The organism is Kocuria tytonicola (assembly GCF_003687175.1).
GTDB lineage: Bacteria > Actinomycetota > Actinomycetes > Actinomycetales > Micrococcaceae > Kocuria > Kocuria tytonicola.
Genome location: NZ_RDEX01000001.1, coordinates 441,453 through 464,143 on the forward strand (window position 1 = coordinate 441,453; position 22,691 = coordinate 464,143).

Here is a 22,691-nt window from a genome sequence, read left to right on the forward strand (position 1 = left end):
CCTCGATGAATCCAATAGTTCGGTGTACCGAACTTTAGGCCGAGGGGGAGTGCGGGGCAAGCATCCGGGTGGGGGCGCGTCGTCCGGCGCTGCGGTCGAGGCGGCGAGAGACGGGACAGAAGTGGGCGCGCCGGGGGAAGTCAGGGCGGCGTCGTGGGCGGGGCCGAGCCCGGTCAGGCGCGGGCGGCCGGGGTGCGAACGGGCCGCGGCTGCGGGTCGAAGCGCACCCCGTGCGGGTCCGGAGGGAGCGCGGCGAGGATCAGGAGCGCGAACTGGCCGAAGACGGGGAGCATGATCAGCAGGTACCACCAGCCCGAGAGGTTGCTGTCGTGCAGGCGCCGGACGGACAGGGCGATGGAGAAGACCACCACCAGCGCGGTCAGGAGCAGCGAGAGCAGCACGAGCACGAGCACCACGATCCCGGCGGCGCCGGTGGCGTTCGGCCACTCCAGCAGATCGTTCTCGCTCGCGTAGTAGAGAGGCCCCGCGATGAGGGTCGTGACCAGCGCGACCCACCAGTACTCGGACCGGGAGGCCCGCCCGGAGAACGTGGTCCCCTTCCGGACGAAGTTGCCGATGGCCCTGAGCGGTCCCACGGGCTCACCGGGCTGCGTGGCCACGAGGGCGGGGTGGTAGAGCGTGGGCATAGGGGGTGTCCTCCTGGGTCGGTCGTGGCCCCGTCCGCGTGCAGCCCCGGAGGTCCGGGCACCGCGCGGCCGGAAGCGGGTGAACCATCCACCGTACCGAGGCGGCGCCCACGGGTCATCGGCCGAACGGCCAGAGTTCCGTGCGGCGTGAGCCGCTCGGGCGTTCGTGAGATTCTGGGGGGCATGGCTTCCAGAATCGAGGACTACGCCCTGTTGTCCAACATGCGCAGCGGCCCGCTGGTCTCCCGGCACGGTTCGGTGGACTGGTGGTGCGTCCCGCGCTTCGACTCGCCCGCGCTGTTCGGGGCCCTGTTGGGCACCCCGGACCACGGCCGCTGGCTGCTCGCCCCGTACTGCGCGGTGGACGACGACGCCGCGGTGGACATGTCCCTGCCCGGCGTCATCGCGGTGGAACGCTTCTACGCCGAGAACACCTTCGTGCTGCACACGGTGTGGTCCACGGACACCGGCACGGTGCGCGTCACGGACTTCATGCCGCTGAACTCCCGCTCCGAGCTGATCCGCCGGGTGGAGGGCCTCACGGGCGAGGTGGAAATGTTCCAGGACATCCGGCTGCGCTTCAACTACGGGTCCTCGGTGCCGTGGCTGAGCCGCTTCGAGGTGCTGGAGGACGAGTCGGAGGAGGCCGCCACGGAGAACGTGCTGGTGGGCATGGCCGGGCCGGACTCCGTGGTCTTCCACGGCGACCCGCTGCCGGAGGCGGACCCGGACCGGTCCAAGCGCCGCCACGCCGGGTCCTTCACGGTGGCCGCTGGCCAGACCCGTGACTTCACGCTCACGTGGTTCCCGTCCCACGGCGTGCCCCCGGAGGCCGTGGACGTGAACGAGACCCTGACCACCACGGTGAACCTGTGGCAGGAGTGGACGGAGCGCTACGAGCCCTACGACCCGCTCACCGATCCCACGGCCCTGAACCACACGGACCCCGCGGAGCAGCCCCCGGCGCAGACGGGCACCCTTCCCGTCGTGGACGGGCACGGCGCGGGGGAGACGGCCGCGCGCCCGTCGGCCCGGGACGTGGGACGCCACGGCGACCGCCCCCACCAGGAGGGCACCGCTGCGGGCGGCTTCACCCTCACCGCCACGGACGACGACCCCGCGGACCTCGTGCGCCGCAGTCTGCTGGTGGTGCGTGGGCTCATGCACCAGGCCACGGGTGGGCTGGTGGGTGCTCCCACCACGTCCCTGCCGGAGGTCGTGGGGGCGGAGCGCAACTGGGACCACCGCCTCGCGTGGCCCCGGGACGCGGCGTCGGCCCTGGAGGTCATGCTGGACCACGGCCACGACCGTGAGGCCGCGCAGCTGCGCAACTGGCTGCTGAGGGCGGTGGCCGGGGACGTGGACCACCCCTCCAACATCTACACGCTGGACGGCTCCCCCCAGATCCGTGAGCGCCTCGTGGACATGCCGGGCTACGAGCGCTCGCGGCCGGTGCGTGACGGGAACTCCTCCGGCAGCCACTACCAGTCGGACGTGGCCGGTCACGTGCTGCGGGTCTTCGAGATGCTGCGCCGGCGCGGCGTGCAGGAGGACCACCTCTCGTGGCCGCTGCAGCAGGCGCTGCTGCGCGCCGTGGTGGCCAACTACGAGGAGAAGGACCAGGGCATCTGGGAGATGCGCGGCGAACCCCAGTACTACACGCACTCCCGCGTGATGATGTGGGCCGCCATGCAGGCGGGTGTGGACGCGGTGCGCATCCACGGCCTGCCCGGGGACGTGGAGACCTGGGAGGAGCACCGGGACCAGCTCGCGCACGAGATCTGGACCAGCGGCTACGACCCCCAGGTGGGCTCGTTCGTGCAGTACTACGGCTCCACGGACGTGGACGCCTCCCTGCTGCAGCTGCCCACGGTGGGCTTCGTGGCCTACGACGACGAGCGCATGCTCGGCACCGTGGCCCGCATCCGCCAGGAGCTCACGGACAGCTCCGGGCTGCTGCACCGCTACCGCAACCTGCCGCAGCTCACCGACCTGGACGACGTCGAGGCGTTCGCCTCCTCGATCGGCCAGGACGGGTTCGCGGGCCAGTCCGCGCCCTCGGTCTCCGCGACCCTCCAGCTCGCGGAGCAGCTCGCGCTGTGCGGGCAGGTGGAGGACGCCGTGCGGGTCACGGACGTGGCGCTCGGCACCGCCAACGAGCTGGGCCTGCTGCCCTCCACCTACTCGCCCGCCCAGCAGCGGGCCACCGGCAACTTCCCCCAGGTGGAGGCGCACCTGCACCTCATCCGCGTGCTGGACATCCTGCAGGCGGAGACCGCCCCGGACGCCTCCTGACCCACCGGAGCACGACGCCGCTGTGCCCGGACCCCCCGTGTGCCGCGTTCGGATCCGGAGCACTCCGCCAGGGCCCGTTCGGCGGCCCCGGACAGTGCAGGGGCGGCTGCTCCGGTGGCGGCCCCCCACCCGGGCGCGGGCCGCGCGGGAGGTGGCCGTGCGGCGTCGTCGTGGTCCCTCCCAGGAGCGGGGAGCACCGCGGCGCGTCATGTTGGGCGCGGAACGTGACCGCGATTACGGGCACCCCGCAGGCGCACGGTAGCGTGATGCCACCAGCCATGCCGGGCCCGGTGAGACTCGGCTGGTGGCCGAGGGAGTGCCTCGGCACCTTCCCCGGGCCGAGACTTTTGGAGGCGCTGCAATGGCACGCACCGTCAATGCCGGAACTGATCCCCACGCCCTCGCCGATCCCGCCGTGGACCTCGTGCGCACCTGGCTGCAGCGGGCGCAGCAGAACCAGCTGAAGGGCAAGCAGAAGAACCCCGCGGAGGACCGTCTGGCCGCCGTGCTCCAGGACCCCAACGGGCTGGAGTTCACGGTGGGCTTCGTGGACCGCGTGATCCGCACCGAGGACACGAAAGCTGCGGCGAAGGCGCTGCAGGACATCGCGAAACTGGCCCCCCAGTCCATGCCGGTGGCGGACCGTGCGCAGATCCAGGCGGGTACCGTGCTCTCCGGCGCGCTGCCCTCCGTGGTGGTCCCCGCGGCCCGCACGCGGCTGCGCCAGATGGTGGGCCACATGGTGGTGGACGCCCGGCCCGGCCCGTTCGGCAAGTCCGTGAAGAACCTCAAGCTGCACGGCCACCGCCTGAACATCAACCTGCTGGGCGAGGAGGTGCTGGGCGAGGACGAGGCCAAGAAGCACCTCGCGGACGCCGAGGGCCTGCTGCGCCGCGAGGACGTGGACTACGTCTCGCTGAAGGTCTCCTCCGTGGTGCCGCAGCTGTCCCACTGGGGCTTCGAGCGCACCGCCGAGCGCGTGGTGGAGCGGCTGCTGCCGCTGTACGAGACCGCCGCCACCAAGGGCACGGGCACCATGTTCATCAACCTGGACATGGAGGTCTACTCGGACCTGGAGCTGACCATCGAGGTCTTCAAGCGGCTACTCGACAAGCCGCAGCTGAAGAACCTCGAGGCCGGCATCGTGGTGCAGGCCTACCTCCCGGACGCCCTGAGCGCCATCGAACGGCTCTCCGAGTGGTCCGCGCAGCGCGTGACGGACGGCGGTGCCCAGATCAAGGTCCGCCTGGTCAAGGGCGCGAACCTCGCCATGGAGAACGTGGACGCGGAGATGCACGGCTGGCCGCTGGCCACCATGGAGTCCAAGCAGGCCACGGACACCAACTACAAGCGCGTGCTGTCCTGGCTGTTCCACCCCGAGCGCATGACAGGCATGCGCCTGGGTGTGGCCGGGCACAACCTGTTCGACATCGCCTTCGCCCACCTGCTCGCGGGGGAGCGCGGGGTCACGGACCGCATCGAGTTCGAAATGCTCCAGGGCATGGCCACCAACCAGAGCGAGGCCGTGTCCACGGACGTGGGCCAGCTGCTGCTCTACGTGCCGGCCGTGAAGCCCGCGGAGTTCGACGTCGCCGTGTCCTACCTGGTGCGCCGGCTCGAGGAGAACTCCGCGAGTGAGAACTTCATGGCCGGGATCTTCGACCTGGGCCCGGACAACTGGGTGTTCCAGCGCGAGGAGGGCCGCTTCCGGGCCGCGCTCGCGGCGCTGGAGGCGGAGCCGGAGGCACTCGCCCCGCGGCGCAACCAGGACCGCAGCGCGGAGACCGTGGGGGAGAACCCCACCCTCCCGCTGGACGAGCCGTTCCGCAACGAGGCGGACACGGACGTCTCCGTGCCCGCGAACCAGCGCTGGGCGGAGACGCTCGCGGAGAAGATCGCCAGCGCCGAGTGGTACGAGTCCGTGGCCGTCCCGGAGCTGCTCAAGGGCATGGACCAGGACTCGGACGAGGCCGTGCAGGCCGTGAACGACGTCGTGGCCACCGCCAAGACCGCCGGGAAGCGCTGGGCGGACACCCCCGCCCGTGAGCGCGCGGAGATCCTCAACCGCGCCGCGGACATCCTCGCCGCGCGCCGCGGCCACCTCATGGCCGTGGCGGGTGCGGAGACCGGCAAGGTGCTGGAGCAGAGCGATCCCGAGGTCTCCGAGGCCGTGGACTTCTGCCGCTACTACGCCCGCCGGGCCCTCGAGCTGGAGTTCGTGGACGGCGGCGAGTTCGTGCCGCACGCCGTGACCGTGGTGACCCCGCCGTGGAACTTCCCGCTGGCCATCCCCACGGGCACCACCGTGGCGCCCCTGGCCACCGGTTCCGCCGTGATCCACAAGCCGTCCCCCGAGTCCCGCCGCTGCTCCACCGCGGTGTGCGAGGCACTGTGGGAGGCCGGTGTGCCGCGCGACGTGCTGCAGCTCGTGGACGCCGTGGAGGGTGAGGCCGGCAGGACGCTGATCTCCCACCCGGACGTGGAGCGCGTGGTGCTCACCGGTGCGTACGAGACCGCGCAGCTGTTCGCGTCCTGGGATCCGCAGCGCCCGCTCACCGCGGAGACCTCCGGCAAGAACTCCCTGGTGATCACCCCCAGCGCGGACCGCGACCAGGCCGTGTGGGACCTCGTCTCCAGCGCCTTCGGGCACGCAGGGCAGAAGTGCTCCGCGGCGTCGCTGGGCATCCTGGTGGGTTCCGTGGCCACGTCCGAGCGGTTCCGCCGTCAGCTCGTGGACGCCGCCTCCTCCATGGTGGTGGACTGGCCCGTGAACCTGCAGGCCACCGTGGGCCCCACCGTGGAGCAGCCCTCCGACAAGCTCCGCCGCGCCCTCACCCAGCTGGAGCCGGGTGAGCAGTGGCTGATCGAGCCGAAGCAGCTGGACGACTCCGGGCGGCTGTGGCGTCCCGGCATCCGCACCGGCGTGAAGCCCGGCTCGTTCTTCCACCTCACGGAGTGCTTCGGCCCCGTGCTCGGCCTCATGGCCGCGGACAGCCTGGAGCAGGCCGTGGAGCTGCAGAACGCCACGGACTACGGGCTCACCGCGGGCATCCACTCGCTGGACGCGGACGAAATCCTGCGCTGGGTGGACTCCGTCCAGGCCGGGAACCTCTACGTGAACCGTGGCATCACGGGTGCGATCGTGCAGCGTCAGCCGTTCGGCGGCTGGAAGCGCTCCTCCGTGGGCCTCGGCGCCAAGGCCGGTGGCCCCAACTACCTGGCTTCCCTGGGTCGCTGGAAGCGCTCGGGCTTCTCGTCCTCCAGCACGGACCGCGGTGCGTCCGGCGCGTGGGTCCTGGACCCGCGCGTGCACCGCGCCCTGGACGCCGTGACCCCGCTGGTCTCGGACGAGGACCTCGTGTGGCTGCGCCGCGCCGCGCAGTCGGACCAGTCCGAGTGGCAGCGCGAGTTCGGCCAGGTCAAGGACCCCACGGCCCTGCGCAGCGAGGCCAACCTGTTCCGCTACCGCCCCCGCACCGTGGTGGTCCGCGCCCAGGAGGGCGCCTCCCTCACGGACGTCCTGCGCGTGGGCCTCGCGGCCGTGCGCTCGGGCTCGCAGGTGGTGCTCAGCGCCGCCTCGGAGGTGCCGGCCGCCGTGAACGGCCTGTTCGCCACCGTGCTGAACCCGGCCACGGACGAGGAGTTCGCGCACGCCCTGGGCACGGGCTCGCTGGGCCCGCTGGGTCAGCTCTCGGACCTGCGCTCCCTGGACGACGCCGCCCTGGACGTCCGCCACGGAGCGCGCGTCCGCGTGATCACCCCCTGGGACGGTTCCGAGGAGGACCTCAAGGACCTCTACGCGGTGCGCGCCGAGCACCCGGACATCGCCCTGATCACCGAGGACGTGGTGGGCACCGGGCGCGTGGAGATGATGTACATGCTGGCCGAGCAGGCCGTGTCCATCACCATGCACCGCTTCGGCAACCACAGCCAGTCCATGCAGCGGGTGGTGGACGAGCTGGTGCGCTGATCCACGGACCGCGCACGTGCAGCGGGCCGCGCCCCCGGGAGACCGGGGCCGCGGCCCGTTGCACGTCATCCCCCAGAGGTCCGGCCCCGGCGGAGCGGGCTGCCCAAAGCACTCTGAGGTGCAGTTCCGACACCCGGAGCGCGGGTTGTGCTGTCAGAACTGCACCCCAGGATGAACCGGTTACGGGTGCCGGAGCCCGTTGCGGCCTACTGGCTCTCGGAACTCACCCTCTGTCGCCGCCACTGGGCGCCGCCGGTGAGAGTCAGCCCCAGGGCCACCAGCAGCAGGGCCCACCCGAGGAGGCCGCGCCACGCCAGGTCCGTGAACGTGATGAGGCACGCCGCGAGCACCATGAGGATGGAGCCGGTGAAGTACAGCCAGGGAGTCCGGGGTGAAGTGGTGGTAGCCATCCCACCACGGTAGAAGTGCCCGGAGGGGCGGCACCATGGTCGAACGGCCAGAATTTGACGACTGGCACTATGGATCCATGACGGGATTTCATCATGTCGAGGTGTGGGTCGCGGATCTTGTGCAGGCGCGGTCTGAATGGGGTTGGCTCCTCGACGAACTGGGGTTCAGCAAGTCGGGTGAGTGGGTTGAGGGTGAGTCCTGGTCAGCAGGAGGCGCTTACCTCACGCTGACCACCTCGCCAAACCTCTCCGGTACTGTTCACGACCGGCGCGCTCCGGGAGTGAACCATCTCGCGTTCGTGGCGGGCCAACCCGAACGCGTGGATGAGATCATGAGGGTTGCTCCCCAGAACGGCTGGAGACCGCTGTACCAGGAACGCTATCCCCACGCAGGTGGTTCTGGGCACTATGCCGGATGGCTGGAGAACTCCGCAGGATTCAAAGCCGAACTTGTGGCCGTGCAGGCGTAATTGGGTCCTGCCCCCACACACCGATCACCGCACGTCGGACGTGGTGTAGGTGACTTCCTCCACATTTCGCCCATCCGTGCTCAGGGAGTGGGCGGTGAGCGTCATTCCCACCCGCTCGCACAACAGGCGGGAGGTCCGGTTGTCAGCATCGGTTCGCGCACTCACCTGAGTAAACCCCCACGCGCCAAGGGCGGTAGAGATGACGCCGGAGACAGCTTCGGTGGCCAGGCCTCGCCCCCCGAATGCAGGGTTGAACACGTACCCGATTTCGGCGGCGTCGTGCGAATCGGCCCATGTCAGTCCGACCTCACCCACGATTTCCCGTGTGGTACGGAGCTCGGCCAGGAGCACCAACTCGTCGCCGGGTCCATTCAGCTGTGCAGTGGCATAGGCGCGGAGTTCCTCGTCAGTTTTTTGCTGGCTCCATGTTCCTGCGCTCAGGTAACGGGCGACATCTGCTCGGGACCGGTATGCATGGACGGCATCAACATCAGCGGGACGGGGTCGGCGAAGTAGGAGACGAAGGGTCTCTATCATGCCCGCATGCTAGTCCGTGGAGACAGGACCGAAGTGCTCATCAGGTGCGATTCCATAAACTGTTGCCCCAGGTCGTGGCCGTGCGAACGTACAAATTGTACGTTTCGAGTATGACCTCGGTAACGCCCTCCCAGTTCCGCGATCAGCAACGCACCTATATCGCGGCTGCTCAGCGCGAGCCTGTTGAGATCACCTCGAGGGGCGCGGGACGGCGCGCCGTGGTGGTCTCGCCCGAGTTCTACGACCGCGCGGTGGCGGCTCTTGAGGATCTGGCCGATGCTCTGGCGGCGGCAGAAGCGCGTGCCGAGCAGGAGCTACGGGTCTCCCACGAGGACCTGCGGCGAGAACTCGGCATCTGAGACCCTCGCGACTCTGCACGTCGGATAGACGGGAGGGCGTTTCAGGAGGCCAGGGGGTGGAAAAAGGTTACTGACGGACCGCTCGTAACCAAAACCTCTTGCGCGTGAGCCGCACCGGTCCGCCAGCGGTCTCTCGGTGGAGCGCCAGAAGTTGGTCTGCGTAGCGGTCCACGGTGAAGTCATCCGGTGTCTCCCACGGCACCAGTTGCAGGTACGCCACGAGCGCGGCAACGTCCCGGAACTCGTAGGCCCCTTCGTGCTCAGCTCCCTCGACCACCTGGAATCCAGCAGTCTCAAGTTCCCGCCGCATGGTCGCGAGGTTGACATGCGGCAATTCACGGTGGTGTCCGAGCCACGCCTCCAGCTCATGCGCCTCGTCGCCACCGACTTGCTGTGTGATGAATTGCCCTCTTTCGGCCAGCACCCGTGCGAGTTCACGAGGGGAGAACGACTCGTGTCGGTTGAGAACAAGGTCAAAGCGATTGCTCGAAAACGGCATGTCGACTGAGTCGACGTCTTCGTCTGGCGCTGTGTACTCCAAGACTTCTATGGCCAGAGGCCCAAGAGCTTCTCGGGCGGCTGCCAGGTTGGGGGACCACCCCTCCGTTGCCGTCGTGTCGGGTGGCAGGGCGTCCCCAAAAGACCTCAAGAACTCGCCTCCGCCGGTTCCCATGTCGAGAACGCTCGTCGCGTCGGCCAGTGATGCCCGGTAAATCGCCGTAAGGTTCCAGGGCACCTGCGACTCCGTCATCCGATCGGCTAAATCGGAGAAATCCCACCCCTCTGGTTGCGGACGCTCCTCAGCGCGCCAAGATGCAACCAGCTGCTCCTCAGTCTTTCTCATCCACCTAATGTAGGTGATGTCCTTGCCGAGGCCCTCTGACGGAATGATGTGACGGGTGCGGTCACTTCAGCAGGAACCCTGGCCAGCACCACCGTGATCCACAGCGGGCTCCGCCCCTGCCCCTCACGCCCCCGTCAGCGCGTCCACGAACACCTTCTGGATGTCCTCCGGGGCGCGGGCGATGTGCGAGGTGCCGCCCGTGGTCTCCGCGATCTGCTTCAGGACCTTCGCGTCCGCGTCTTGGGAGATGCCCACGGTGATGATGCGCACGGGGTCCTCCGGGTCCTGCTCCTCCTTGAGGGTGGCGAGCAGCTCCTCCAGCCCCACGGAGCCGGGGTCGTGGTTCATGCCGTCGGTCAGGACGATCACCGTGCGCAGGTGACCGGGGGCGTCGTCGTGGAGCATCTGGCGGTAGGCGGCCAGCGTAGTGTCGTACAGGCCCGTGTAGCCGTCCGGGGAGAAGGTCAGAGACTGTGCCTCCTGCGTGAGCCGGCCCCGCTGGGTGCCGCCGTCCACCGGGGCGGAGAGCTCGCGCACCGGGGTCAGGGACCGGTAGTCCTTGGCCCCGTCCAGGTGCCGCTCGAACGTCCACAGCCCGAGTGCGTCGTGCTCGGGGAACAGCCCCACGGCGGTGGCGGCCGCGGCCTTCGTGAGGTCCATCCGCGTGGCGCCGTCCGGGGAGGCCTGCTCGCCCATGGAACCGGAGGTGTCGATGGCCACGAGCGCGTGGAACGGCTCCGCGAGGTGCTGCCACTCGCCCAGGGCCTGGGTCAGGGCGGCGTCGTCCGCGGTGGGGGCCTCCGACGCCGGGCGGTCGCCCGGGGTGCTCGCCACCAGCGCCGTGTTCGCGTGCTTCCCGCGGTAGTCCTCCCACTCGGCGCGCGTGACCACGGTGGCCGTGGCGTGCTCGGCGCCCGCGGCGTAGGCGGGAGCGCTCGGGTCCGCGGCGGGTGCGGTGCTCGGGGCGGGATCCGCGGCCACCTGATCCAGGCGCTGCGACGCACTGCGGATGGGTGCGGCATCCCCCTCCGTGCGGGCGCGCCGTTTCATGGCCTGCTCGGTGGCCGCGCGGTCCGCCCGCCCGGCCTGCGCCTCGCCCAGTGCGCGGGAGATCAGCTCGCGGGTCCCGGTGTCCTCGCCCGGCCGCCCCAGTTCCACCGCCGGGTCCTGCAGCACGGCGGCCCACGTTCCGGCCCCGGTCTTGGCCGCTCCGACGACGACGGGCTCGTCCCCTCCCGCGCTCGCCGCACCGGAGGCGCCGCTCGCCCCGGAGCTGTCGGCGGCGTCGTCGTCCGGGCTCAGGCGGGAGAGCGTGAAGACCGTGGACAGGGCCAGCACCAGCGCTGCCGCGGCGAGGGCGATCCACAGGGGCACCCTGCTCCGTCCCCCGCGCTCGGCTCGGTGGGTGGCGCGGTGCTTGCCTGGTTCGGTCATCTCGGAGTTCCCCCGTCCCGCGCGAGCCACCCGGGTGGACGACCTCGAACGGTCACTCCCGGCGCGCCCCCGCACGCGGCAGCCGTGTCAGGACCCCCGTGCCGAGGTGCTGCCACGCCCCGACGTCCCTGGTGGGAACCACCCTACGGTGTGGGGCGCCTCACACGGTGGAGCGTGGCCCAGCAGCGACGCGGTCGGACCAGGACCGGCAACCCCAGTGGCGGGCCGAGTCTGCCGGTGTCAGCCCACCTCGCCCCGCAGGTACGGTGCGGTGGCGCTGTCCGGGTGTGCGGCGACGTCGTGCGGGGTGCCCGCCGCCACCACCTGCCCGCCGTCCACCCCGGCGCCCGGGCCCAGGTCCACCACGTGGTCCGCCTGGGCGACCACGCGCATGTCCAGCTCCGCCATGATGACCGTGTTCCCGGCGTCCGCCAGGCCCTGCAGGTGGCTCAGCAGCCGGTCGCTGTCCGCGGGGTGCAGCCCGGCGGTGGGCTCGTCCAGCACGTAGAGGGTGTCCCCGCGGGAGGCGCGCTGCAGCTCGGACGCGAGCTTGACGCGCTGCGCCTCACCGCCGGAGAGCTCCGTGGCGGGCTGACCCAGGCGGAGGTAGCCCAGCCCCACGTCCCGCAGCACGGCGAGGCTGTGGTGCACGGAGTCCTCGCCCTCGAAGAACGCATGCGCCTCGTCCACGCTCATGGCCAGCACGTCCGCCACGGAGCGGTCCCGCCACAGCACCTCCAGGGTGCTGTCCTTGTACCGGGTGCCCTGGCAGTCCGGGCACGGCGCGTACACGCTGGGCAGGAACAGCAGCTCCACCATCACGCTACCCTCCCCCTCGCACGTGGGGCAGCGCCCGCCCACCACGTTGAACGAGAACCGCCCGGCCCGGTACCCGCGCCGCTGCGCCTCGTCCGTGGCGGCGTAGAGCCGGCGCACGTGGTCGAACAGCCCCGTGTAGGTGGCCACGTTCGAGCGCGGCGTGCGGCCGATCGGCTTCTGGTCGATCACGACGACGCGGCGCACCCCGTCCGGCACGGAGGTCACCTCGCCGCGCACGTCGTCCGCGGCGTCGTCGGCGGCCAGCAGGTCCGACTCCGGGTCCCCCGTGAGCTCGGTGCTTTCACCAGTGCGCTGACCCAGCCGGTCGCGCACGAGCACCGGCAGGGCCTGACTGACCAGACTGGACTTGCCGGACCCCGAGATGCCCGTGACGGCGGTGAGGCATCCGGCGGGGAAGCTCACGTCCAGCCCCCGGAGGTTGTTGCGCGTGACCCCCTCCAGCGTGAGCCACCCCTGCGGTGTGCGGCGCTCCCGGGGCGCACGGGCCACGGCGTGCTCCGCGAAGAGGTAGCGGCGTGTGGCGGACTCGGAGACCTCCGCCAACCCGTCCGGCGAGCCGCTGTAGAGCACCCGCCCGCCGCGCTCGCCGGCCTCGGGTCCGATGTCCACGAGCCAGTCCGCCTCGTGGATCACCGCGAGGGAGTGCTCCACCACGAACACGCTGTTGCCGCGCTCCTTGAGCCCGTGCAGGATGCGGATGAGGGCGTCCAGGTCACGGGGGTGCAGCCCGGCGGAGGGCTCGTCCAGCACGTAGACCACCCCGAAGAGCTGCGAGGACAGCTGCGTGGCCAGGCGCAGCCGCTGCCGCTCCCCGCCGGAGAGCGTGGGGGTGGTGCGGTCCAGGGAGAGGTAGCCGAGCCCCAGGTCGCTCATGGGCTGCAGTCGCGCCGCGAGGTCCGCCGCGAGGCGCTGGGCGGCGGCACGCTTCTCCATGGAGAGGTTCGGGGTGCGGCGGACGTCCGGGGCGGCGTCGTGCGAGGCACCGCCCTCCGCGACCCGTGCCGCGGTGGAGGCGGCGCGCGACTCGGCGTCCAGCACGTGGTCCGGGAGGTGCTCCGCCTCGCTGGGCCGCCAGTCCTCGGCGGTCACGGAACGCGCGATCTCCGCGAGCCGGGCCAGCGGCAGGTGCGAGAACTCGGCGATGTCCAGGCCCTCGAACGTGACCGACAGCGCCTCCGCCTTGATCTTCCTGCCGTGGCACGCGGGGCACGGCTCGCTCGTGAGGTACTGGGACACGCGCTTCTTGGTGCTCGGGCTCTTGGCGTTGGCGAACGTGTCCAGCACGTAGCGGCGGGCTCCGACGAACGTTCCCTGGTACGTGGCCGGCACGCCGTCCTTCTGCGCCCGGCGCGTCTCGTTCGGGCTCAGCCCCCGGTACACGCCCACCGTGGGGCGGTCCTCGGTGTAGAGGATCCAGTCCCGGTCCTGCCGCGGCAGGTCCTTCCAGGGGGTGTCCACGTCGTAGCCCAGGGAGACCAGGATGTCCCGCTGGTTCTGTCCCGCCCAGGCCACGGGCCAGGAGGCGACGGCGCGCTCACGGATGGTCAGGGACGGGTCCGGGACCATGCTGCGCTCGGTGACCTCGTACACCCGCCCGATGCCGTGGCACTCGGGGCACGCACCCTGCACGGTGTTCGCGGAGAAGTCCTCGGCGTAGAGCATGGGCTGGCCCTGCGGGTACCAGCCCGCACGGGAGTACAGCATGCGCACCAGGCTGGACAGCGTGGTCATGGTGGCCACGTCCGAGCGCGCCCCACCCCCGCCGCGCTGCTGCTGCAGGGCCACGGCGGGCGGCAGCCCCTCCACCGCGTCCACGTCCGGGACGCCCGCCTGGTCGATCAGCCGCCGCGCGTACGGTGCCACGGACTCCAGGTAGCGCCGCTGCGACTCCGCGAACAGCGTGCCGAACGCCAGGGACGACTTCCCGGACCCCGAGACCCCCGTGAACACCACGATGGCGTCCCGCGGCAGGTCCAGCGCCACGTCCTTGAGGTTGTTCTGCCGCGCGCCGCGCACCACCACGCCGTGCTGCCAGGATCCGGTCTCCGTCTGCTCGGTAGTCACCCGAGCCACGCTACCCGCGGGGGACGACGCCGCGGGGTCGGGCCTCAGAGCACCATCACCAGCACCACGATGATCGCCATGATCACCGCGAACACGATCGCCAGGTTGCGCCCCGCGTGGCGGTCCTCCGCGCGGGACTCCTCGCTGTTCGGATCCCGGTCCGCCCAGCGCTCGCTGCCCGCCCCGTAGTAGAGGTCGTTCGTCGACGGCTGCCGGGGCGGACCGCCCGGGCCGTAGGAGTCGGGGCCCGGGCGGTCCCCGCCGCCCCACCCGCCGCCGGGCGCGGTGCCGGGGCGGGCGGCGTCGTCGTCCGCGGCGCGGGGGTCGCTGTCCGGCTGCGGGAAGCGGGGCGTGTCGTAGGTGCCGATCCCGCCGGGGCCCGCGATGGAGTCGCGCACGGGCACGCCCTCACCGGGATAGCGGGAGCCGGTGGCCGGGGCGTCGCGTTCGTCGTCGTCCAGCAGCTCCGCGGCCGGGATGCCCGTGGTGGTCACGGCGGGGCCGCTTGCGAACGTGGGCTCCTGCGCGGCGGGCCTGGCGGACGACGACGCCGCGTCGCCCGGTACCGCGCCCTCCGGTTCCGCGTCCGCGGCCTGGCGCAGCACCTCCGAGAAGCGCACGAGCGGGCCACGGTGGGCGCCCGAGGTGTCCTGGCGGGCCACCTGGTCCGCGCGGTCGGCCACGGAACGCAGCACCGCGGCGTCGTCGAGCCCCAGATCACGGGCGGCCATGGCGAGTTCGAGGGGAGGTCGCGCGGGGTCCGCCGTGGTGGCCCACTCCAGCAGACCCGTGCGCACCGGTGAGGACAGCGTCTGCCGCAGGGCGGGGCGCAACGCGGGGACGTCCGCGAGGTCGAGCAGCTCGGTCGGAGGTGTGCCGCCGTAGCCGTGGGCGGCCTGGTCCAGCGGGCCGCGGTGGTTGAAAAGAGCGGCGAGCATGGCCGCCGCGGCGTACCGGTCCTCCACGGAGGCGGCGTCCGAGGCGCGGCGCATCAGTTCCGCCTGGGCAGGGGTGCCGGCACGGCGCACGGCCTCCAGCTGCCCGGGATCGGCGCGCACCATCCGCGCGGGTTCCTGCAGGGCGTGTGCGAGCCCCGGATCCAGTGAGTCGCTCATGACGGCCGCCTTCCGTGGTGCTGCGTGTTCGCTGCCACGAGCCTACGTGAGTCCTCCGCACCGGCACCGGGCAGCGGGGCGGCGGCATCACGACAGGCGCGCCGCAGCGACGGCAGGGCGACACGCGGAACCGCCACGACGCTCCCCCAGGCTGGACCCGTTGGAGGGCGGCCAGGCGGTGCGGGCGCAGTGTCGTGGGGTGGCGCCGAGGCGTGGCGGGCCGGGCACGCCGCTAGGGTGAACCGCTATGACCCACTCCACACCCGCGGCACCGCGTAGGGCCCCGGGCATCCTGCTCGCGGTGCTCATGGCCGCGATGGCCGCCGGGCCCGTGTTCAACTACGGGGTCGGGGCGCTGAGCGCCACCATCGTGGACAGCTACGGGGTCACCGAGGGGCAGTACGGGTACATCATCACCGCCGTGTTCCTGCTGGCCGGGATCACCGCGCCGGTGCTCGGTGTGCTCGCGGACCGCATCGACACCCGCGTGCAGCTCGCCCTGATCTTCGGCGGGTGCTCGCCGCGTTCCTGCTCAGCGCCACGTGGCAGTCCTACGCCGTGCTGCTGGTCTCCGCACTGATCGCCGGGGTCTCCCAGTCCTTCTCCAACCCCGTGACCAACCGGATCGTTGCGCGGAACGTGCCCCTGTCCCAGCGCGCCACGTGGATGGGTTGGAAGCAGTCCGGCGTGCAGGTGGGCCTGCTGGTCTCCGGGCTCACGTTCCCCGTGATCGGCGCGGCCGCCGGCTGGCGCGGTGCGGCCCTGTTCGGGGCGGCGCTGTGCGTTCCCGCCCTGCTCGCGGGGTGGTTCGTGGTCACGCGCCTGCAGCGCCGCGCCATCACCTACCCCGCCACGACGCCGACGCCGCCGCTCGCGTCCCGGCCCGCGCTCCCCGGCCCCACCACTCCGGGTGCGTCGGGCCCGGAGAGCCGCCCGGCAGCAGAGGCGCGGGCGGGCGCGGGAGCTGGCGCGGCGGCGTCGTCGTCCAGCGGGAAGCTGCCCGCGGCGGTGTGGCTGTTCACCGTGACGTCCTTCCTGAACGCGGTGGGGACGCAGGGCGTGAACGTGTACGCGTCCCTGTTCGCGGTGCGGGCGATGGGGTACAACGTGACCGTGGCGGGGGTCCTGCTGGGTGTCATGGGGGTGATCGGGATCGGGAGCCGCATCGGCTGGGGGCGGGTGTCCGGGCGGCTGGGGCGCCCCGCGCCGCTGATCCAGCTCATGAGCCTTGGCGGGATCGCCGGGCTCGTGCTGCTGGTCCTCGCGGAGACCACGCAGCAGCACTGGCTCATGTGGCTGGGCGTGGCCTTCCACGCCGCGCTGCCCCTGGCGGCGAACGTGGTGATCAACTCGGGCATCGTGGCCGCCGTGCCGCGGGAACGGATCGGTGTGGCGTCCGGGCTCGTGGCCACAGGCATGTACCTGGGCTTCGCGCTGGGCCCGGTGGTGGTCGGTCAGCTCGTGGATCTCACGGGGGCGTTCACCGCCGGATGGGCAGCGGTGGCCGGAGCGTACGTGCTGTGCTTCGTGGCGGCGGTGGTGCTGGGGCGGGTGCAGGCGGCAGGGCCCAGGACGGGCTGAGCGCGGGACTGGAGGGCGGCCGCAGGTTCCCATCGGGGTGCCCGTCCCGGCGGGAAGGCTTCTGCGCAACGCCCAGCGCTCAAAGCGCCCCGCGCCCAGCTGGGTCGGTCCGCGGTCCGTCGAGCCCTGACCGTGCCATGCCCCCGGCACATGTGGTGCCATGGACCCATGAGCACACCCCGCACGGACCTCGCCCAGACCCTCCGCCGCCTGGACGGCAGCAGCTACGGCGCCTACAAGCAGCTCAAGGGCTCGTGGCGCCTGGGGGATGCCGAGCTGGTCCTGGACCGCGTGCAGTCGGACCCGTACGCGCCGCCGTCCCTGGCACGCGTGCGCCTGCCGCTGGACGTCTCCGGGATCCCCGCCGCGGTGATCGCCACGCGGGACCGGCGGGTGGCCGCCGGGGACTTCCTGACCCGCGAGTTCGCGCGCGCCGCCCGTGAGCTGGGGCCGCGCGGGGGCAAGGACTCCGGTGGGATCTCCATCCAGTGCACGGGCCAGGAGATCCTGGAACGCTCCTCCGTGATCGTGCCGGATCCCGGGAATGCGGCGGATCCCGCCTCGGCACGCGAGTCCGGGATGCACCGGACGGGAGACGCCGGAACGGGGGACCGGGGGCGCGGGGCCGGCCGTGCGGCGTCGTCGAGCGCTGACCCGGGAGCCGTGGAGGTGCGCTGCGAGATCGCCCTGCCCGCCGCGGGCCGTCGCATCAAGGGGCGCGCGGCCGAACGGCTGCTGACCGAGGTGCTGCCGAACGTCGTCGAGCGCGCCCTGCGTTACAAGAACCTGGACGCGCGCGCACTGGAGGCCCACGTCACCGCCCACCTGGACGCCCAGCACCTGCGTGCCCAGCTGCCCCAGCGCGGACTCGTGGCGTTCGTGGCCGACGGCGCCGTGCTGCCCCGCGCCTCGGGTCACCGGGACGAACCGCTCGCCCACGGAGCCGTGCCGTTTGAGTCCCCGCAGCAGCTGCGGGTGGAGCTCGAGCTCGAGGACGGCTCCACGGTGAGCGGCATGGGCATCCCGGAGGGCGTCACGGTGGTCGTGGGCGGCGGCTACCACGGCAAGTCCACCCTGCTGCAGGCGCTCGAGCGCGGGGTCTACAGCCACGTCCCCGGCGACGGTCGCGAGCGCGTGGTCACCCTGCCGAGTGCCGTGTCCGTGCGCGCGGAGGACGGGCGGGCGGTGTCCCACACGGACGTCTCACCGTTCATCACCAACCTCCCCACCGGCGCAGACACCCGCGACTTCAGCACGTCCAACGCCTCCGGCTCCACGTCCCAGGCCGCCGCCACCGTGGAGGCCGTCGAGGCGGAGGCGGCGGTGCTGCTGCTGGACGAGGACACGTGCGCCACCAACCTCATGGTCCGGGACGAACGCATGCGCGCCATGGTGCCCGGGGACCGCGAGCCCATCACGCCGTTCGTGGACCGGGTGGGCGCCCTCTACGCCGAGCGTGGAGTCTCCTCCATCCTGGTCACGGGCGGGTCCGGCGCGTTCCTGGACGTCGCGGACCTGGTGATCGCCATGGACGCCTACCACGCGCACGACGTCACCGACCGCGCCGCCCGCGTGGTGCACGAGTTCCCGCGCCCCGAGGGGATGCGCCCGGCAGGCACCTTCGGGGAGATCCGCCCGCACGTCCCGGGCGCGGCACCCCACCCGGGTGCCGGCCCCGCCGCGGCCTCGGGGTACGACGCCGCCCGGTCCGGTTCCGGGGGTGCATCCGGCGCCCACGGTGGACGCGGCGGTGGCAGTGACCACAGTGGCCGCGGGTACGGCAGCCGAGGCGGAGCGGCGCGCGGCTCCGGCTGGCGTGGTGACCGGGAGAAACCGGCGCGTGCCAGGGGACTGGACACCGTTCAGCTGGGCCGCGAGCACGTGGACCTCTCCGCCCTCAGCCAGCTGGTGGACGCTTCCCAGACCGAGGCGATCGCGCGGCTGCTGGACGAGGTGGAGCGCACCGCGGACGGCCGCACTCCTCTGACCGAGCTGGTGGATGCCGCCCTGGAGCGGGTGGTCCGTGAGGGTCTGGACGCCCTCGCGCACCACCGCGGCCACCCGGGCCACCTGGCCCTGCCCCGTGCGCAGGACGTGGCGGCGGCCTACCACCGGGTGCGCCGCTGAGCTGACCGGCCCCTGCCGCCCCCCTTCATCCTCCTACCTCCTGCCCATCCCGCCCGTTACCCCCTGTTACCCCCGTGCAATTGCTCCGTTGTTGCCGATTTCGGCCCTGGAATCTGCATCAGCGGAGCAATTGCGGGGGCAGGAGGAGGGGGTAGGGCGCCCGGACCCCTCTGCAATTGCTCCGTTATTGCCGATTTCGGCCCTGAAATCTGCACCAACGGAGCAATTGCGAGGAGGGGAGAGGCGGCGTGCGGGGCAGGGCGGGGCGGGCAGGGAAGGGCGGGGCGCTCTGTGGTGGGGCTGCGGCGTCGTGCGCTAGTCGTCCAGGGCGCGGCGGATGTCGTCCAGGGAGGTCAGCTCGCCCGCGTTGATGCGCTCGCGCACGGACTCGTACTGCTCCTGGGACGTCGCGAACGGGATCTCCCGCCCCTGGGCGTCCAGCAGGCGGCCGTCGACGAACTGGTCGCCGTCCTGCAGGGCACCGGCCTCCCGCGGGGACAGGACGCGCAGACCCACGGTGCCCATTCCCATGGCCTCGGTGGAACTCTTGTGGACGCTCAGCTCGTTGAAGAAGAAGTTCATCACGAGCGCCGCCACGGCGGCGGAGGAGATCCCGGAGGAGAAGATGATGCCCACCCAGGACGGGAACGCGGCGTAGAAGTCCGGGGCCACGATGGGCACCATGCCGAAGGACAGGGAGACCGCCACGATGATGAGGTTCATGCCGCCGCGGTAGTCCACGCGGGCCAGCGTGCGGATGCCGGAGGACATCACCGTGCCGAACAGCACGAACCCGGCACCGCCCATCACGGGCAGCGGGATGGCGGCGATCACCCGGCCGAGCACGGGCAGCAGCCCCAGCAGCACCATGAACACGCCGCCCAGGGCCACCACGTAGCGGCTCTTGACCTTGGTGATGGCCACGAGACCCACGTTCTGCACGAAGGCCGTCTGCGTGAAGGAGTTGAACACGGGGGCCACGGCGGAGGACAGCATGTCTGCGCGCAGCCCGTCCGCGATGCGGGCCGAGTTGATGCGGGAGCCCGTGACCTCGGACAGCGCCAGGATGTCCGCGGTGGTCTCCGCCATGTTCACCAGGATCACGATGGCCATGGCCGCGATCGCCGCCAGGTGGAACGTGGGCGCACCGAAGTGGAACGGGGAGGGCAGGGCCACCCACGCGCCGTCGCCCACGTGTGAGAAGTCGGCCATGCCGAGGGCCCAGGCGAGCAGCGTGCCCGCCACGATGGCCACCAGGATGGCCAGCCGGGAGAGCACCGCGCCGCCGAACTTGGAGAGCAGCAGCACGGCCAGCAGGGTGAACCCGGCCAGGGCGATGTTGGGCAGGGCGCCGAAGTCCGGGGCCTTCTCGTTCCCGCCCATGGACCACGACGCCGCCACGGGCACCAGGGTGATGCCGATGGTCGTGATGATGGAGCCCGTCACCACGGGAGGGAAGAAACGCAGCACGCGCGCGAAGAAGGGGGCCACCAGGAAGCCGAACGCGGACGCCACCATGATGGAGCCCATCACGGACTGGATGCCGCCGCCCGTGGCGAGCACCGAGAGCATCGTGGCGATGCCCGTGAAGGAGACACCCTGCACGAGCGGGAGCTGAGATCCGATCCGCGGCAGCCCCCACGCCTGCAGGAACGTGGCGAACCCGCCCACGAACAGGGCCGCGGCCACGAGCAGGGCGGTGGTGGCGGCGTCGTATCCCGCGGCACTGGAGACCACCAGCGGGACGGCGATGAGCCCGCCGTACATCGTGAGGATGTGCTGCACGGCGTAGACCACGGTGCGCCCGGCGCCGAGCCGTTCGTCCTCGGGGCGGGACCCCCGCTCATCGGACAGGACGGACGGCGCGCTGCTGGACATGGAGATCCTCGGTGGGGACGGAGACGTGGACTCACGCACAGTGTAGGCGGGTGGGCGCCCGGGCCGGGGCTGTGCCCGCGTGCCGCCGGGCCGGTGCTGCGCGCCCGGGACCCGAAAACCGACTAATCTACGGGAATGGCCTTTCACGCGGACTCCACCGAACTGGACAACAAGGAAATCCTCACCTGGGAGGGGTTCGGCGTTGCCAGCCGGGAACTCGCCCAGCAGATCGTGGACTCGGACTTCGAGCCGGACATCATCATCGCGGTGGCCCGTGGTGGTCTGCTGCCCGCCGGCGCCCTGTCCTATGCCATGGGCGTGAAGCTCTCCGACGCCGTGAACGTCGAGTTCTACACGGACGTCCACGAGACCCTGCCGGACCCGGTGCTGCTCGCGCCCATGCTGGACACCGAGTCGATCAGCGACAAGAAGGTCCTGGTGGTGGACGACGTCGTGGACTCCGGGCGCACCCTCGCGCTGGTCCTCGAACTGCTGCGCGGCTACGGCGCCGAGTGCCGTTCCGCCGTGATCTACGAGAAGCCGCGCTCGGAGGTTCGCCCCGACTTCTCCTGGAAGTCCACGGACGAGTGGATCGTGTTCCCGTGGTCCGCGGAGGAACCGGTCACCAAGTCCCGCTGACCGGCCGGTCCGCGGGACTCCCCAAGTTTCAAGTGCAGCTCATGCCGCCTACCGCTCAGTAGGCGGCATGAGCTGCACTTAAGAGCAGAAGCAGAAGCAGAGGCAGCGCCAGCACCGGCCGCCGCCGTGGAACCAGAACCGGGGCCGGCCGGGAGACCGCCGGGTGACCGTCACAGCGCTCCCCGGTCCCGGCACCGGCGCCTCAGTTCTTCACGCGCTCCCACACCAGTGCCGCGGTGGCCTCGGCAATGGCGCGCTCCTCATCCGTGGCCACCACCAGGACCTCGATGGCCGAACCGGGTGCGCTCACGCGGGCCACGTCCCCCTCGGGGTGCTCATTGAGCGCCGGGTTCAGGGTGATGCCGAGTGCACCGAGCTGGTCGCACACCAGGGCGCGGAACGCGGGGGAGTTCTCCCCGATCCCCGCGGTGAAGATCAGCGCCTGCGCCCCGCCCACGGCCACGTGGTAGCCGCCGACGTACTTGGCCAGCCGGTACGCGGCCATCTCCAGGGCCAGCTGTGCCCGCTGGTCCCCGGAGTCCGCGCGCTGCTGCACGGCGCGCATGTCCGAGTCCCCGCACACGCCCTGCAGGCCGGACTCGTTGTTGAGGATCCGGTTCATCTCCTGGGCGCTCATCTCCGGGTTGCGCTCGAGCATGGCGGTGACCACGGAGGGGTCCAGGTCACCGCTGCGGGTGCCCATGACCAACCCGGCCAGGGGGGTGTAGCCCATGGAGGTGTCGAAGGAGCGGCCCCCGCGGATGGCGGTGGCCGAGGCCCCGTTGCCCAGGTGGGCCACCACGGCGTTGAACTGCTCCCGCGGGATGCCCAGGAACTCGCACGCCTTGCCGGTGACGTAGTCGTGGGACGTGCCGTGGAAGCCGTAGCGGCGCATCCCGTGCATCTCGTACCAGTCCTCGGGGACGGCGTATCGCCAGGCCTTCTCCGGCATGGTCCGGTGGAACGCGGTGTCGAACACGCACACCTGGGGCATGCCCGGGTACGTCCTCTGGATGGCGCGCAGCCCCAGCGCGTGGGCGGGGTTGTGCAGCGGGGCCAGGGGCGCGAGCCGCTCAATGGCCCGGATGATCTCGTTGTTCACCAGCACGGGGGCGGAGAAGCGTTCGCCACCGTGCACCACCCGGTGGCCCGCGGCGTCAATGGTGCGCCCGCCGAGCTCCTCGTCCAGGCGCTGCGCGAGGATCTCGAGCGCCTGGGTGTGGTCCTCGATCTCGGACGTGCCGATGTTCTCGATCAGCCCCTTGGTGACCACCTCGCCGCCGGCCATGCCCGCCGTGGCGGTGGCCAGCGGCACGTTCTCGTTGATCGCGGGCATGGAGGACGTGTAGGTGCTGGGCTCGGAGCCCTCCGGGGTGACCTCCCGCACCTGGTACTTGATGGAGGAGGAGCCGCAGTTGACGACGAGCACGAGCATGGTGTGTCCCTTCAGCGGCGCGGACGCCGCGGGTTGTGGAGGATCC

At 71.5% G+C, this 22,691-nt stretch carries 17 protein-coding genes; 8 read left to right on the forward strand and 9 right to left on the reverse strand.

The annotated features are described in order from the left end of the window. Positions 1–173 precede the first annotated feature (173 nt). Positions 174–647 carry a DUF805 domain-containing protein gene (locus tag EAE32_RS01980; RefSeq protein ID WP_121864017.1) on the reverse strand — a complete coding sequence of 158 codons (474 nt, stop codon included), beginning with the start codon at positions 645–647 and terminating at the stop codon, positions 174–176. Positions 648–830: 183 nt separating this feature from the next. Between EAE32_RS01980 and EAE32_RS01985 the strand changes: the two genes are divergently transcribed. Together EAE32_RS01985 and EAE32_RS01990 are read left to right on the forward strand one after the other, a co-directional pair. Then, the gene (locus tag EAE32_RS01985) at positions 831–2,942 is read left to right on the forward strand and encodes a glycoside hydrolase family 15 protein (RefSeq protein WP_121864018.1); all 2,112 of its coding nucleotides are present in this window, start codon (positions 831–833) and stop codon (positions 2,940–2,942) included. 361 nt (positions 2,943–3,303) lie between these two features. Further along, on the forward strand, positions 3,304–6,912 hold the full coding sequence (locus EAE32_RS01990) for a bifunctional proline dehydrogenase/L-glutamate gamma-semialdehyde dehydrogenase (RefSeq protein WP_121864019.1): 3,609 nt from the start codon (positions 3,304–3,306) through the stop codon (positions 6,910–6,912). Positions 6,913–7,118: 206 nt separating this feature from the next. Here the strand turns inward: EAE32_RS01990 and EAE32_RS01995 are convergent, their stop codons facing one another. After that, entirely contained in the window at positions 7,119–7,322 is a 204-nt protein-coding gene (locus EAE32_RS01995; protein WP_121864020.1) for a hypothetical protein, read from the reverse strand. 77 nt (positions 7,323–7,399) lie between these two features. Between EAE32_RS01995 and EAE32_RS02000 the strand changes: the two genes are divergently transcribed. Next, positions 7,400–7,792 carry a VOC family protein gene (locus EAE32_RS02000; protein ID WP_121864021.1) on the forward strand — a complete coding sequence of 131 codons (393 nt, stop codon included), beginning with the start codon at positions 7,400–7,402 and terminating at the stop codon, positions 7,790–7,792. A 24-nt stretch (positions 7,793–7,816) separates the two neighbouring features. On the opposite strand, the gene EAE32_RS02005 is transcribed toward EAE32_RS02000, so the two are convergent. Continuing rightward, a complete protein-coding gene (locus EAE32_RS02005) occupies positions 7,817–8,329 on the reverse strand; it encodes a GNAT family N-acetyltransferase (protein ID WP_121864022.1) in 513 nt (170 codons plus the stop codon). A gap of 110 nt (positions 8,330–8,439) precedes the next feature. Here EAE32_RS02005 and EAE32_RS02010 point away from each other — a divergent pair, with 110 nt between their 5' ends. Then, a complete protein-coding gene (locus EAE32_RS02010; protein WP_121845942.1) occupies positions 8,440–8,688 on the forward strand; it encodes a type II toxin-antitoxin system prevent-host-death family antitoxin in 249 nt (82 codons plus the stop codon). 67 nt (positions 8,689–8,755) lie between these two features. Here EAE32_RS02010 and EAE32_RS02015 read toward each other — a convergent pair whose 3' ends face one another. The 4 genes from EAE32_RS02015 to EAE32_RS02030 form a co-directional block, all read right to left on the reverse strand. Beyond that, positions 8,756–9,532 (reverse strand): class I SAM-dependent methyltransferase, encoded by a 777-nt coding sequence (locus EAE32_RS02015; RefSeq protein WP_121864023.1) that lies wholly within the window; start codon positions 9,530–9,532, stop codon positions 8,756–8,758. Positions 9,533–9,655: 123 nt separating this feature from the next. Further along, on the reverse strand, positions 9,656–10,966 hold the full coding sequence (locus tag EAE32_RS02020; RefSeq protein ID WP_121864024.1) for a VWA domain-containing protein: 1,311 nt from the start codon (positions 10,964–10,966) through the stop codon (positions 9,656–9,658). Positions 10,967–11,206: 240 nt separating this feature from the next. After that, the gene (locus EAE32_RS02025; RefSeq protein ID WP_121864025.1) at positions 11,207–13,870 is read right to left on the reverse strand and encodes an excinuclease ABC subunit UvrA; all 2,664 of its coding nucleotides are present in this window, start codon (positions 13,868–13,870) and stop codon (positions 11,207–11,209) included. 44 nt (positions 13,871–13,914) lie between these two features. Then, positions 13,915–14,985 carry a hypothetical protein gene (locus EAE32_RS02030; RefSeq protein ID WP_121864026.1) on the reverse strand — a complete coding sequence of 357 codons (1,071 nt, stop codon included), beginning with the start codon at positions 14,983–14,985 and terminating at the stop codon, positions 13,915–13,917. Between the two features lie 247 nt (positions 14,986–15,232). Between EAE32_RS02030 and EAE32_RS11935 the strand changes: the two genes are divergently transcribed. The 3 genes from EAE32_RS11935 to EAE32_RS02040 all read left to right on the forward strand — a co-directional run bounded on the left by EAE32_RS11935 (position 15,233) and on the right by EAE32_RS02040 (position 18,693). Continuing rightward, the gene (locus EAE32_RS11935; RefSeq protein ID WP_243635538.1) at positions 15,233–15,565 is read left to right on the forward strand and encodes an MFS transporter; all 333 of its coding nucleotides are present in this window, start codon (positions 15,233–15,235) and stop codon (positions 15,563–15,565) included. Beyond that, the gene (locus tag EAE32_RS02035) at positions 15,499–16,566 is read left to right on the forward strand and encodes an MFS transporter (RefSeq protein WP_243635539.1); all 1,068 of its coding nucleotides are present in this window, start codon (positions 15,499–15,501) and stop codon (positions 16,564–16,566) included. Before EAE32_RS11935 ends, EAE32_RS02035 begins: the two co-directional genes overlap by 67 nt. A 168-nt stretch (positions 16,567–16,734) precedes the next feature. Further along, positions 16,735–18,693, forward strand: a complete 1,959-nt coding sequence (locus tag EAE32_RS02040) for an ABC-ATPase domain-containing protein (RefSeq protein WP_121864027.1) — start codon at positions 16,735–16,737, stop codon at positions 18,691–18,693. Between the two features lie 315 nt (positions 18,694–19,008). Here EAE32_RS02040 and EAE32_RS02045 read toward each other — a convergent pair whose 3' ends face one another. Continuing rightward, on the reverse strand, positions 19,009–20,571 hold the full coding sequence (locus EAE32_RS02045) for a nucleobase:cation symporter-2 family protein (RefSeq protein WP_121864028.1): 1,563 nt from the start codon (positions 20,569–20,571) through the stop codon (positions 19,009–19,011). 135 nt (positions 20,572–20,706) lie between these two features. Between EAE32_RS02045 and EAE32_RS02050 the strand changes: the two genes are divergently transcribed. Next, positions 20,707–21,210, forward strand: a complete 504-nt coding sequence (locus tag EAE32_RS02050) for a phosphoribosyltransferase (RefSeq protein WP_121846037.1) — start codon at positions 20,707–20,709, stop codon at positions 21,208–21,210. Between the two features lie 202 nt (positions 21,211–21,412). On the opposite strand, the gene EAE32_RS02055 is transcribed toward EAE32_RS02050, so the two are convergent. Continuing rightward, on the reverse strand, positions 21,413–22,645 hold the full coding sequence (locus EAE32_RS02055; protein ID WP_121864029.1) for an acetate/propionate family kinase: 1,233 nt from the start codon (positions 22,643–22,645) through the stop codon (positions 21,413–21,415). Between the last annotated feature and the right edge of the window lie 46 nt (positions 22,646–22,691).

What these genes read in the sequence shown, in the direction of transcription:
- EAE32_RS01980 (WP_121864017.1), bottom strand. Translation starts at nt 647, where the DNA reads ATGCCCACGCTCTACCACCCCGCCCTCGTGGCCACGCAGCCCGGTGAG.
- EAE32_RS01985 (WP_121864018.1), top strand. Translation starts at nt 831, where the DNA reads ATGGCTTCCAGAATCGAGGACTACGCCCTGTTGTCCAACATGCGCAGC.
- EAE32_RS01990 (WP_121864019.1), top strand. Translation starts at nt 3,304, where the DNA reads ATGGCACGCACCGTCAATGCCGGAACTGATCCCCACGCCCTCGCCGAT.
- EAE32_RS01995 (WP_121864020.1), bottom strand. Translation starts at nt 7,322, where the DNA reads ATGGCTACCACCACTTCACCCCGGACTCCCTGGCTGTACTTCACCGGC.
- EAE32_RS02000 (WP_121864021.1), top strand. Translation starts at nt 7,400, where the DNA reads ATGACGGGATTTCATCATGTCGAGGTGTGGGTCGCGGATCTTGTGCAG.
- EAE32_RS02005 (WP_121864022.1), bottom strand. Translation starts at nt 8,329, where the DNA reads ATGATAGAGACCCTTCGTCTCCTACTTCGCCGACCCCGTCCCGCTGAT.
- EAE32_RS02010 (WP_121845942.1), top strand. Translation starts at nt 8,440, where the DNA reads ATGACCTCGGTAACGCCCTCCCAGTTCCGCGATCAGCAACGCACCTAT.
- EAE32_RS02015 (WP_121864023.1), bottom strand. Translation starts at nt 9,532, where the DNA reads ATGAGAAAGACTGAGGAGCAGCTGGTTGCATCTTGGCGCGCTGAGGAG.
- EAE32_RS02020 (WP_121864024.1), bottom strand. Translation starts at nt 10,966, where the DNA reads ATGACCGAACCAGGCAAGCACCGCGCCACCCACCGAGCCGAGCGCGGG.
- EAE32_RS02030 (WP_121864026.1), bottom strand. Translation starts at nt 14,985, where the DNA reads ATGAGCGACTCACTGGATCCGGGGCTCGCACACGCCCTGCAGGAACCC.
- EAE32_RS11935 (WP_243635538.1), top strand. Translation starts at nt 15,233, where the DNA reads ATGACCCACTCCACACCCGCGGCACCGCGTAGGGCCCCGGGCATCCTG.
- EAE32_RS02040 (WP_121864027.1), top strand. Translation starts at nt 16,735, where the DNA reads ATGAGCACACCCCGCACGGACCTCGCCCAGACCCTCCGCCGCCTGGAC.
- EAE32_RS02045 (WP_121864028.1), bottom strand. Translation starts at nt 20,571, where the DNA reads ATGTCCAGCAGCGCGCCGTCCGTCCTGTCCGATGAGCGGGGGTCCCGC.
- EAE32_RS02050 (WP_121846037.1), top strand. Translation starts at nt 20,707, where the DNA reads ATGGCCTTTCACGCGGACTCCACCGAACTGGACAACAAGGAAATCCTC.
- EAE32_RS02055 (WP_121864029.1), bottom strand. Translation starts at nt 22,645, where the DNA reads ATGCTCGTGCTCGTCGTCAACTGCGGCTCCTCCTCCATCAAGTACCAG.